11 protein-coding genes are annotated in these 12,240 nt (G+C 51.0%); 3 read left to right on the top strand and 8 right to left on the bottom strand.

Going from position 1 to position 12,240, the window contains the following annotated elements:
• Position 1 precedes the first annotated feature (1 nt).
• The 6 genes from BM091_RS07300 to BM091_RS07275 form a co-directional block, all read right to left on the bottom strand.
• Positions 2-715 (bottom strand): creatininase family protein, encoded by a 714-nt coding sequence (locus BM091_RS07300; RefSeq protein WP_093394647.1) that lies wholly within the window; start codon positions 713-715, stop codon positions 2-4.
• Entirely contained in the window at positions 702-2,006 is a 1,305-nt protein-coding gene (gene purB / locus BM091_RS07295; RefSeq protein ID WP_093394646.1) for an adenylosuccinate lyase, read from the bottom strand. The genes BM091_RS07300 and purB overlap by 14 nt, the downstream gene beginning before the upstream one ends.
• A gap of 16 nt (positions 2,007-2,022) precedes the next feature.
• Positions 2,023-2,709: a potassium channel family protein gene (locus tag BM091_RS07290; RefSeq protein ID WP_143083118.1), complete on the bottom strand. Its 687-nt coding sequence runs from the start codon at positions 2,707-2,709 to the stop codon at positions 2,023-2,025.
• A gap of 150 nt (positions 2,710-2,859) precedes the next feature.
• A complete protein-coding gene (locus BM091_RS07285) occupies positions 2,860-4,179 on the bottom strand; it encodes a TRAP transporter large permease (RefSeq protein WP_093394642.1) in 1,320 nt (439 codons plus the stop codon).
• A 1-nt stretch (position 4,180) separates the two neighbouring features.
• Positions 4,181-4,729 (bottom strand): TRAP transporter small permease subunit, encoded by a 549-nt coding sequence (locus tag BM091_RS07280; RefSeq protein WP_093394641.1) that lies wholly within the window; start codon positions 4,727-4,729, stop codon positions 4,181-4,183.
• 32 nt (positions 4,730-4,761) lie between these two features.
• Complete coding sequence (locus BM091_RS07275; RefSeq protein ID WP_177193570.1) at positions 4,762-6,522, bottom strand: gamma-glutamyltransferase family protein; 1,761 nt, start codon at positions 6,520-6,522, stop codon at positions 4,762-4,764.
• A 221-nt stretch (positions 6,523-6,743) separates the two neighbouring features.
• Here BM091_RS07275 and BM091_RS07270 point away from each other — a divergent pair, with 221 nt between their 5' ends.
• On the top strand, positions 6,744-7,826 hold the full coding sequence (locus BM091_RS07270) for a branched-chain amino acid aminotransferase (protein WP_093394637.1): 1,083 nt from the start codon (positions 6,744-6,746) through the stop codon (positions 7,824-7,826).
• Between the two features lie 43 nt (positions 7,827-7,869).
• Here the strand turns inward: BM091_RS07270 and BM091_RS07265 are convergent, their stop codons facing one another.
• Positions 7,870-8,622: a flagellar hook-basal body protein gene (locus BM091_RS07265; RefSeq protein ID WP_093394635.1), complete on the bottom strand. Its 753-nt coding sequence runs from the start codon at positions 8,620-8,622 to the stop codon at positions 7,870-7,872.
• A 21-nt stretch (positions 8,623-8,643) separates the two neighbouring features.
• Positions 8,644-8,835 carry a hypothetical protein gene (locus BM091_RS07260; RefSeq protein ID WP_093394633.1) on the bottom strand — a complete coding sequence of 64 codons (192 nt, stop codon included), beginning with the start codon at positions 8,833-8,835 and terminating at the stop codon, positions 8,644-8,646.
• Positions 8,836-9,075: 240 nt separating this feature from the next.
• On the opposite strand from BM091_RS07260, the gene hisS reads away from it, so the two are divergent.
• Positions 9,076-10,356: a histidine--tRNA ligase gene (gene hisS / locus BM091_RS07255; protein WP_093394631.1), complete on the top strand. Its 1,281-nt coding sequence runs from the start codon at positions 9,076-9,078 to the stop codon at positions 10,354-10,356.
• A 38-nt stretch (positions 10,357-10,394) separates the two neighbouring features.
• Positions 10,395-12,227, top strand: coding sequence for an aspartate--tRNA ligase (gene aspS, locus BM091_RS07250; RefSeq protein WP_425443307.1), 1,833 nt, complete (start codon positions 10,395-10,397; stop codon positions 12,225-12,227).
• Positions 12,228-12,240 lie beyond the last annotated feature (13 nt).

The following is a 12,240-nucleotide window of genomic DNA, read 5'->3' as shown; positions in this document are numbered from 1 at the left end:
CCTAGTCCCGATTCATCCGGTCAACGAGCCTGCATATCTCCCGAACCGATCGTTCCATGATGGCTTTTCCCTTCTCGGGAGACGCCTTTGCAGGATCCCCCCAGACACCGCCTCGCCAGAACCTCCTTTTGTCTCGCACTATCAGGTAGTCCGGAAAGGAAGGGTATTCTTCAGAAGAAGAACCCCGAAGAGCTTCGGGCATTAGATACGCAATAATCGAAGTTTCAACCTCTCCGGCATGTGAATCATCGGGCGTTTCGACGATGCCGTCCCAATGTTTTCTTAAGTCGAGAACTGACAGAACCGCACACTTTAATTCGGGAAGGCGCTTTATCATTTCTTCACAGGCATCAACGATCATTGCCATATGAGTACCGCCGGCATGCCCGCTCAGGATAATGATGTTTTTCATCCCCTGATTATACAAAGACTCCACAAGATCGCAGATGACGGAACGAAGAGTTATACCCCTTATACCAACCGTGCCGGGATGGTCCGACGTGCTTCGACACAATCCGTACCACAAAGGCGGAGCAACCCATACTTTCCTTTCCAGAGCAACTCGTCTGGCAATTTCAAGGGCGTGAAAGGTATCGGTTCCCAGAGGCAGATGAGCCCCGTGCTCTTCCACCGAGCCAACGGGGAGCAACACGGTTTGTATATCGTTCCGGAGGCCTTCGAACTCCTTCATCGTAACATTTTCAAGAAGAGGCATGACCGAAAACCCTTGAAAAAATAGTGTCCACATGACGGGTAAAATAGGAAACGTCAAAGAGCCGATCCAGTTCATCAGGGGTTAAATACTGCATTACCTCCCTGTCCTCAAGGAGTCTATCTTTAAGGTTACCTCCCTTTTCCCAGACCTTCATGGAGTTTCTCTGAACCAGCCTATAGGCGTCTTCCCTGGCAAGTCCCTTTCGGGTAAGTGCCAGAAGGACTCGCTGGGAATAAAAGAGACCACCGGTGAGGTTCAGGTTCTTTTCCATATTTTCGGGATAGACCAGCAGATTTTCAAGAATGTCGGCCAGCCTGTTCAGCATGAAATCGAGAACGGTGGTGCTATCGGGTCCTATAATCCTTTCGACCGATGAGTGAGAAATGTCCCTTTCGTGCCACAGCGCAACGTTTTCCATGGCGGCAAGAGCATTGGCCCGAAGTATTCTGGCCAGGCCCGATAGATTCTCACAGCCGATGGGATTACGCTTGTGAGGCATGGCCGAGGATCCTTTTTGACCACGGGCAAAAAACTCCTCGGCTTCCCTCACTTCAGTACGCTGAAGGTGGCGGATCTCCACGGCAATCTTTTCCACTGTGCACCCGACCACGGCAAGTGTCGTAAAGTATTCTGCATGACGATCCCTCTGAACAATCTGATTGCTTATCGGATCGGGCTTCAAGCCAAGCTTTTCGCATGCAGCCTTTTCTATGTCCGGGTCTATGCTCGCATAGGTACCCACGGCTCCGGATATCTTCCCCACCCTAACCGTTTCACGAGCCCTAACCATTCGCTCCCTGTTCCGTTTCATCTCCTCATACCAGAGGGCAAACTTTAAGCCCAGGGTAATAGGCTCGGCGTGGACTCCATGAGACCTTCCCATCATAACCCGGTCTTTCCACCGAAAGGCCTGCGTCTTAAGAACTTCCATGACCCTATCCAGATCGGCGATTATAATGTCGGCCGCTTCAACCAGAAGCAGGGCAAAGGCGGTATCGAGAACATCCGACGAGGTCATACCTTCGTGGATGAACCTTGAGGAAGGCCCTACGTTTTCGGCAACGTTAGTCAAGAAGGCAATAACGTCATGTCTGGTCTCTCTTTCAATTTCTTCTATTCGCGATACGTCAAACCGTGCCCGCTGACGAATCATCTCCCAGTCTTCAGGCGGAATCTCCCCCCGCTCTGCACGAACCTCGCACACTGCAAGCTCCACCTCCAGCCACTTACGGTACTTGTTCTCAAGAGACCACAATCTTCCCATTTCCGGTCGGGTATAGCGCTCGATCATTTTCTGACTGCCTCCTCTATTCGGGATAATCCTTTCCGAGCTTTTCAATTCCGGAATGGGCCCCCAGCAGGATTAACCCATCTCCATCCTGAACAACATACGACGCCCGGGGTATAAACTGCAACTTCTGAAGGCCCTTATTGCGTACAGCGATTACCTGAAGACCGTATTTGTTTATGAGGTCGAGTTCTCTGAGTGGTTTGCCGTGGAAGGCCGAAGGAGCGGCTATTTCAAAAATGGCGTAATCCTCCTGAAAGGGAAGATAGTCCAGCATGTTGGGATGGTGAATTCGTCTGGCAAGCCCGAGAGCCACATCTTTTTCGGGGAACACAATGTGATGGGCACCCACACGCTTCAGAATTCTTCCGTGCTCTTCGCTGAGTGCTTTTGAATATATTTCCTTGACCTTTATCTCCCGGAGATTGAAAGTGGTCAAAATACTTGCCAGCATATTCGTCCCGATCGCAACGACGGCTATGTCAACGTCCTGTATCCCCAGAGACTCCAGGACCTCACGATCTGTTCCGTCGGCCACAACGGCTTCACTGATTTCCTGCCTTATTCTCTGAACCGCCTCTTTACGAATGTCTATGCCTATTACATCATGCCCTTTTTCATAAAGATCCCGACCCAGATAATATCCAAAATTACCAAGTCCTATAATGGCAATCTGCGCCATTGCAATAACCCCTACTTCCTTCAAAAGGAAACCAATATCCCGAGTCTTTCACTCGAGTGATGATAACTTTAAATCATGTACATTAAAAGGCAGGTTTTTACTGCAGTCCGGTAGCAGAAAAATTTTTGCTTTTTTCATTGAAGGGCCGCAGGAAAGACCCACGGCCCGGGTTATTTACCTGGCAAAAACAACTCTCGGTAGCCAGGTTGCCAGAGGTGGGTACAGGGTTACCACCAGAAGGCCGATAAGTTGCATAATCACGAAGGGTATAATGCCTCGATAGATGTGTCCCGTCGTGATTTGTGGTGGTGCTACGCCTTTTAAGTAAAACAGCGAAAATCCAAAGGGAGGGGTCATGAAAGAGGTCTGAAGGTTTACGGCAAAAAGGATTGCAAACCATAGAGGGTCAAAACCCAGGTGTTTCATAATCGGAGCCAGTACGGGAATATGGATAAAGGTAATTTCAATGAAATCGAGAAAAAATCCGATGACGAAAACGATTGACATGCATATGACGAATACTCCCCACTTTCCGTAAGGAATATGCTGTATGTAGCTTCTTACCCAGTGGTCGCCTCCGAGCCCACGGAAGACCAAGCCAAAGGCCCCGGCGCCGACCAGGATTATGAAGACCATGCAGGTTAGGCGTGTGGTGGCCTGCATGACCTGCCTGAGTATTTCAAAGTTGAACTTTCTATTCACAATTGACAGCAACGTTGCTCCTGAAGCTCCAACGGCGGCCGCCTCCGTTGGAGAAGCGATACCGGCGAAAATCGATCCCAGTACGCCTATCATGAGAACCAGGGGGGGCACCATAGCCTTCATAACCCTTTTAAAAAGCCCCTGCCTTTTGGCCTCCTCCCACTCGGCTCTCGGAATGGGTGGCGCCCACGAAGGCTTTATATTGGCAATTATGAGTATGTAAATAATGTATAGTGTCACAAGAACAAGGCCGGGAATGACGGCGCCTATGAAAAGATCACCGACAGACACACCTATTATGTCGCCTAAAAGTACCAGCACTATACTGGGGGGAATGATCTGTCCCAGTGTTCCGGCGGCGGAAATCGTTCCGGTGGCAAGTTCCGGCTGGTAGCCTCTTCGGAGCATGGTGGGAAGGCTGAGAAGCCCCATGGTAACCACCGTGGCACCGACAATGCCGGTGGACGCACCGAGCAGTGCCCCAACGACGACAACCGATATGGCAAGCCCGCCGGGAAGCCTCCCGAAAAGAAGAGCCATGCTCTCGAGAAGCTCCTCTGCAATTCCCGAACGCTCGAGCATAACCCCCATAAAAACAAAGAGGGGAACCGCAAGGAGTGTAAAGTTGGTCATAACCCCCCAGATCCTCAGAGGAAGCAGGTTAAAAAAGCTCCAATCGAAACCGATGAGCCCGAAACACAGCGCAGTACCCAAAAGTGTAAAAGCCACAGGAAAACCCAGCATAAGAAGAATCGTCAGCACAAGAAACATGATGCCAGGCAAAGACTCCATATCAGTGGCCTCCTTCCTTATTGCTTTCCGGCGGATCAGGTATGTCTCGCCCGATAATGGTCATAAAGCTTCTGATCATTAAAGGAATACCCTGGAGTGCTATAAGTCCGAATCCCAGAGGTATCATGGCTTTCAGAAGATACCGGGCAGGGAGACCTCCAGGGTCCGGAGAACCCTCCCGCACCGCCCAGGATGCGGCAACAAACTTCAGAGACGTTACGATAACCAGATAACAACCCGGAAAAAGGAAAAAAATACAGCCGAGAAAGTTGATCCAGGCGCGGGTTTTTTTAGAAAAGCGCTGATAGAAAACATCTACCCTGACGTGGGCGTCATACAGGAGTGTGTAGCCTGCACCTATCAGAAACAAAACAGCAAAAAGGTGCCATTCCAGTTCCTGGACGAAAACGAAGGTTATGTTAAAGGCGTATCTCAAAATAACATCTACGGTTATCACAACGACCATCAAAAGCGATACATAGGATATCCCCCGTCCTACAATTCTGTTTACCTGATCAAGCCGAGCACACAGCTTTTCAACCCATTCCATAGCTCCGCAATAAACCTCCTTGGCGATTTATTTCACCAGGCAAGAGCACAGGAAGGAAATATCCCCGCAAAACGCCCTCTCGGATCGGCTCCTGCCTCCAGACTTCCGTCTTCGCGTCTACAAACGGCACAAATAAATCCATGCCTCCAGGGTGGATCCTTAACGATCTTATGTCCTCGTCTCTCCAATTCTCTGATGGTTTCATGAGAAATTCTTTCTTCTACCCTAACCCGTCCCGGTGATACCTCGTGAGGATAAAACGTTCCGGGGAAGTGGTCGGTACAGAGTTTGGGAGCCTCCAGAGCCTGAGACATACTCATTCCGAAGACAACCATGTTGAGAAAAAATTGAAGAGTCCATTGATCCTGCTGGTCTCCCCCCATGGTCCCAAAAGCCATCCAGGGGCGACTGTCTCTGAAGGCCAGCGACGGGGATAAAGTGGTTCTGGGGCGTTTGCCAGGTTGCAGGCAATTGGGATGGCCTTCCTCAAGATAAAAAGTCTGAAGTCGATTGCCCAGAGGAAATCCCAGAAAGGGCACAACTTCGTTTCCGGAGATCCAGGCTCCGCTGGGAGTAAGAGCCGCAAGATTGCCCTTTTCGTCGGCGACGGCAACGTGAACCGTTCCGTAGCCCCAGTGTCTGCTCCGAAATATTTTTTCTTCCGAAAGCAGCGGGGACTTTTTCAGCGGATCTCCCGGCCGATGGTAAAGAGAAGCTTTCTCAAAATCTATCAATCCTCGCCGCACACTGGCGTATTCTTCATCCAGAAGCTCTCTCAGAGGCACACGAACAAAACGGGGATCGGCATAGTATTGTTCTCTGTCCGCAAAGGCAAGCTTCGCCGCCTCTATCCACAAATGCAGGTACTCTGCCGAATTGTGCCCCAGTGCCCGCAAATCAAACCCTTCAAGAATCTTCAGCATTTGCAGAAAAACGGGCCCTTGAGACCAGGGGCCGCACTTAAAGACTACAGTATTTCGAAAACTCACCCTGACCGGCTCTTCCATAAAGGTGACGTAAGAAGCCATGTCGTCATAGCTCAAAAGACCATCCAGCTCTCTCACAAAGGCTTCAATTTCTCTGGCAATGTCGCCCCTGTAAAAGAGCTCTCGTGCTCTGATAATACCCGCCCTTCGATCCTCACCCCCCTTTCTTGAAGCCTCTATAAGGGCGTCCAAAAAAGACGCATAAGCCGGATTTTTCATCAACCCGCCCGGCTCCGGAACCTTTCCGTCTTCGGTAAGATAGAGCTTTGCAGAATTGGGCCATTCATTTCGGAATCTTTCGGCACAATGCTGGATCCCGAATTTATCCATATAAACAAGCCCTTCATGAACGGGAAAACCCTTCAGAGCCAGTTCCCGGGCCGGGGCCAGAACTTCCTCCAGGGGCATAGACCCGAACTCGGCGAGCACATCCAGCAGAGCGGCGACCGCCGCAGGCACTCCTGCAGAAAACACCCCCGACGGCGGAATTATGTCAATCCCTCTCGACAAATACTCATCAATAGTGGCTTTCGAAGGGGCCTGCGTATTCCCGTTAACGGAAACCACCCTGTTAAGGTCTGCAAGGTAGAGCAACATGGGGCATTCGCCACCCGGGGTAAACATGTGAGGATTCACCAGGCCTTCCACAAAGGTTGCGGCAACGGCGGCATCAAAGGCATTACCGCCCGATTTAAGAATGCTTAGCCCTACCTGGGCGGACAGATAATGCTCCGTTGCAATTGCATGGCTGGAGCCTTTACATGTAAAAACATCTCTGAGATCAACTGACGCAGAGAATACCCGCATTACCTTTTCCCTAACGGAGGAAATATGACAAAAGGCAAAGCAACGAAATCCAGTCCCCTGATCTGAAAGATGGATGCCGTAACGACACCGAACATTTCTCATAGCGAAACATGAGTGAAATTGCAAGAAATGAAAGAAACTTGAAATGATACTAAACATTGTTTTATGAGATCATTGTAGAGTTTGTTAACGAAAATCTCAAATCCTGGAGGCGCTGGGCTATGGAGATAAAAGTAATGCCGGCGGGAGAATCAGAACGACGCCCCAAACCGAAAGACGAAAGCAAACTGGTTTTCGGGACCGTATTCAGCGATCACATGTTTATCATGAACTACGATGAAGGAAGGGGCTGGCACGACGCCAGAATCGTGCCCTACCAAAACCTGAGCCTTGACCCTGCAGCAATGGTACTCCACTACGGTCAGGGAATTTTCGAAGGCCTTAAAGCCTATCGGGCATCGGACGGCCGCATCCTGCTTTTTAGACCTGAAAAGAACTGGGAACGCTTCAACAAATCGGCCCGTCGTATGTGCATGCCCGAAATCGACCCTGCCGTTCTTATGCAGTCTCTGGAAGCCCTTCTCCGGCTGGACGCCGATTGGGTTCCCCGCAGTCGCGGTACGTCTCTCTACATAAGACCCACGATGTTCGCCACCGAGCCCGCCCTGGGTGTGCGCCCTGCAAAGCAGTACGTCTATTACGTAATTACGGGCCCTGTCGGACCCTACTACCCTGAGGGATTTAATCCGGTAAAGATTTACGTCAGCGACGAATACGTTCGCGCAGTTCGGGGAGGAGTAGGCGAAGCAAAAACCATGGGGAACTATGCCGCCAGCCTTTACGCTGCAGAAATCGCCAAAAAGAAGGGTTACACCCAGGTCCTGTGGCTTGATGCGGTGGAGAGGCGGTATGTGGAAGAGGTCGGTACAATGAACATATTCTTCCGCATAGAAGACACCCTGGTAACACCTCCCCTGACCGGGTCAATTCTTCCCGGCGTAACGAGAGAATCCGTAATCCACCTTGCCCGCCACTGGGGCATAAAAGTAGAAGAAAGACCTATAACGATTGATGAGGTTATAGAACGTGCCAAAGACGGTAGCCTTAAAGAGTGCTTTGGTACGGGAACTGCAGCCGTAATATCGCCGGTTTCAGAACTTTGTTACAAGGAAGAGCGGGTAACCATCGCGGACGGATCGGTAGGGGAATGGTCAAGAAAGCTTTACGATGAACTCGTAGGGATCCAGTACGGCGAAAAAGAAGACATTTTCGGCTGGGTCAGGGAAGTTCCGCTGGATAAATGACGTGAAGGGCGCCGCTCTATTTCAACAGGGCGGCGCCTTTCTGTCATATAATCCTGTCAACAAGTTCTTCCGTCATTTCGTTCCCGGTCTGCGCAACCCTGAGGTTCGCCTCGTACAACTGCCTGGCCATTACGGAATTTACCATTTCCCGCTCAAGGGCCACATTGGAGCCTTCTATAAACCCTTGAAGCAGCGTACCCCGCCCGTTTTCACCGGGATACCCAATCTGAGGCACACCACTTTCAGCCCCGGCTCTGTACAGAGTACCTCCGGCCGAAATGAGGCCTTCTTCCGACGGTACTGAAGCAACGCCGATCCGGTATTCATCACCCGCAGGAGCCCAGTTTCCGGAGGAATCCTGTAGATAGATTTCACCGTTTTCCGTAACCTTCCAGTTCTGAGCTTCCGGAAGCGCCGGAATGGGATTACCCTGAGCATTCAGGAGACGATGACCTTCGGGAGTAACGAGCTGACGGTCTTCGTCCAGGCGAAAGGTTCCGTTTCGCGTAAGGTACCTCTCACCTTCTGAACTCTCCACGGCAAAATACCCGGAACCCACAATAGCGAGATCGGAATTCATACCGGTCATGATTAGCGGCCCGGAAGAGAGGTCTTTTGTGACGGCAAGGGTTTTAACGCCGTCACCCGCAGGGGATGCAACGACATCGGCGGATCGCACCTCACCGGCTTTGAACCCCGGAGTCAGTGCGTTGGCCACGTTATGCGACGTGACCTCAAGCCTGCGGACGGCTTCCGACATCCCCGTCAAAGCCGTTTGCCCTATTTTCGATATCATTTTCTCTGCTCCCCGGCGCCTTCACTCCACATAATTTTCACACTCGGCGCACGTAAATCCCGGCCACATGGCCCGGGCTGCCTTATCCAGACAATCATCATAATAGGGGCAGTCGAAGTTACGAACTCCCTTTCCCTCCTTACACTTCACAGGATTTGGAGCGGGCTTTTTCGTAACAGGTTGCCTGGACTTCTTCTGCTGAGCATTTACCATTCCTTACCCTCCCTGACATAAATAACATCGACTGCCGCGTGAGTACACTGAAAATTTTAAATCATCCTCTCTTAGGTGGAAAGTCTCTTAAAGACCAAAGAATGATCAAACCGCAAAGAGCGATTGACCAACACACAAGTTCCATGAAAAAATTCCTCCTTTACAAAAGTGAGAATGTGCTAATTATTGTCCTTTGTTTTGAAGGTCAAGAACAATTTGACAGGGGAGCACGGGAAGTTGATGGAGCAGATACAGTCCGTAAAGGGCATGAACGACATCCTGCCTTCGGAAGCTCCGCTCTGGCGACACATTGAGGATAAAGCCAGGGAAATCCTCAACCGCTTCGGCTATCGGGAGATTCGTACGCCGGTAGTGGAAAAGGCGGAGCTCTTCGCCCGGGGAATCGGCGATACAACAGACATCGTAGAAAAAGAAATGTACACCTTCGCCGACAAAAAAGGCCGCCTGCTGTCTTTGAGACCTGAAGCCACGGCGTCGATAATTCGTGCCTTCATAGAGCACCAGCTTCATATGGTATCGGGACTGCGCAAGTTCTTCCTTATCGGTCCCATGTTTCGGCACGAGAGGCCACAGAAAGGCCGCTACAGGCAGTTTCACCAGATCGATGTCGAAGTTTTCGGCATGAACGACCCAATGGTGGATGCAGAGGTCATGTACCTGGCCTGTCTCTACCTGGAAGAGATCGGTTTAAAAGGCGTTCGGCTGGAAATAAACACTCTGGGCTGTACGAAGTGCAGACCCCGGTTCAGAACGGTTCTTCGAGAGTTCCTCCTCGAACACGTGAGCTCTCTCTGCCCTGATTGTGCCAGGCGGGCCTATAAAAACCCTCTTCGCGCTTTCGATTGCAAGGTTCCGTCCTGTGGTGAAATTGTGGCCGACGCTCCCGTTATCACGGACTTCGTCTGTGACGAATGTGTCAACCACTTTGATCAGGTTAAGCAGTACCTGGAAGAGCTCGGCCTCGGTTACAGCCTTAATCCCAGGCTGGTTAGAGGGCTGGACTATTACGTTCGCACGGCTTTTGAGATAGTTACGGAGCATCTCGGTGCTCAAAATGCCGTGGGAGGCGGAGGCCGTTATGACGGTCTCATGAAAGAACTAGGAGGGCCTGATCTACCGGGCATAGGGTTTGCCCTGGGGATGGAGCGAATAGTTCTCCTTCTGGACCAGACTCTTGAGCCCTTTCAGAACGGGCCTTTCCTTTACTGCGTTTTTATAGGCCCGGAAGCAAAGAAATACGGCTTTAAACTGGTACAAAAGCTTCGCAAAGAAGGCTTTTCCGTTGATTGCGATTACGAGGATAAAAGTGTTAAAAGCCAGATGAGGATGGCCCATCGTGTGGGAGCATCCTACGCACTTATACTCGGAGAAGATGAACTTCAAAAGGGAATTGCCCAGTTGAGAGACATGCACCGGAGTGAACAGTTTGTGGTTGAATTGAGCGAAATCGTAAACGAGCTTCACTCCCTGGCAGAGATTGAAGGAGGTAGACGGTCGTGACAGAACCGCTGGCGGAACACATTAAGCCGGAAGAAGAAATATCGGCAGAAAGGTTCTCCGAGGTCTCGCTGGACTCTTTAGGTGAGTGGAAGAGAAGCCACCACTGCGGAGAACTCGGCGCAGAACACATAGGGGAAGATGTGATTTTGATGGGGTGGGTACAACGCCGTCGAGATCACGGGGGTCTGATTTTCGTGGACCTTCGGGACCGCGAGGGTATCACCCAGGTGGTGTTCGACCCACAGCACTCCAGGGAGGCCCACGAACGCGCCCACTCTCTCAGAAACGAATACGTCATTGCCGTGAAAGGCACCGTGAGGCGTCGTCCCGAGGGAATGGAAAATCCAAAGCTCAAGACCGGAGAGATCGAAGTTCTCGTTCACGACCTGAAGATCCTGAATGCCTCCAGAACCCCACCCTTTCTCGTGGAAGATAGGGTTCAGGTCGGAGAAAATGTAAGGCTACAATATAGATACATAGACCTGAGACGCCCTTCAATGATGCGAAATCTCAGGACCAGGCACGAGGCTCTGCAGATTACCAGGAATTTCTTTTCAGAACGAGGATTTATCGAAGTAGAAACCCCTGTGCTGACCAAAAGTACTCCCGAAGGTGCAAGGGACTACCTTGTCCCCAGCCGGATCTACCCGGGCCGATTTTACGCCCTTCCCCAATCTCCTCAGCTCTTCAAACAACTCCTCATGGTCTCCGGCTTCGATCGCTACTTTCAAATCGTAAAGTGCTTCAGGGATGAAGATCTCAGAGCCGATCGTCAGCCCGAATTTACTCAACTGGATCTCGAAATGTCCTTCATCAGTGAAGCGGATATTTACGCCATAATCGAAGAGTGGCTTTATACCCTCTTCAAAAAAATAGCGGGTGTAGAGCTCCAGATACCCTTTAGAAAGATGACCTATGAAGATGCCATGAACAAATACGGAACAGATCGGCCCGACCTCAGATACGATCTCGAGATAATCGACGTAACCGACATCGTGTCGGCCTCTGACTTCCAGGTGTTCCGACAGGCTATATCTTCGGGTGGAAGGGTCTGCGTGCTGAAATATCCGGGCGGGGTTAAGTTTTCGAGAAAGGAACTGGACGACTTTATCGCCTTCGTTCAGAGATTGGGTGCTAAGGGAATGGCCTGGATAAAAATTCAACCCGACCAGTGGCAATCTCCCATTGCGAAGTTCCTGGATGAAGGTGTTCGTGCGGCTCTGACCGAGCGGCTCAATCTCGGCGAAGGCGACATCATCTTCTTTATGGCGGACCGACGGGATGTGGCTTTCCCCGTAATGGGAGAATTTCGGACCCATCTCGCAGAAAAAGAGGGCCTTGCGGAAAAGGGGAGCTACGAATTTGTTTGGATCACTCATTTCCCGCTCCTTGAGTGGAGTGCCGAGGAGAAGCGCTTTGTATCCGTCCACCATCCCTTTACGGCCCCTGTGGAAGAAGAACTCCATCTGCTTGAAGAATCTCCGGAGCGGGTACACAGCAGAGCCTATGACCTTGTACTCAACGGGATTGAGATAGGCGGAGGCAGTATACGAATCCACAGAAGGGACGTTCAGGAGAGGGTCTTCAGGGTTCTCGGGATCGGCGATGATGAAGCCAGGGAGAAATTCGGCTTTCTTCTTGAGGCCCTCCAATACGGTGCTCCACCTCACGGGGGTATTGCCTTCGGCTTCGATAGGCTTTTAATGCTTATGGTCGGGGCTTCGTCAATAAGAGACGTTATAGCCTTTCCCAAGACACAAAAGGCAACCTGCCTCCTCACAGGAGCGCCCTCTGAACCCGATGTGCAACAACTCCTTGAACTGCACATCAGGGTGGAAGTAGAAAAAGAAAAAACCGGCAATCTGTCTTAAAAGAGAGGGAATC

Source organism: Thermodesulforhabdus norvegica, from assembly GCF_900114975.1.
In the GTDB taxonomy this organism is placed as follows: domain Bacteria; phylum Desulfobacterota; class Syntrophobacteria; order Syntrophobacterales; family Thermodesulforhabdaceae; genus Thermodesulforhabdus; species Thermodesulforhabdus norvegica.
This window is presented reverse-complemented; position numbering and strand designations above follow the sequence as displayed.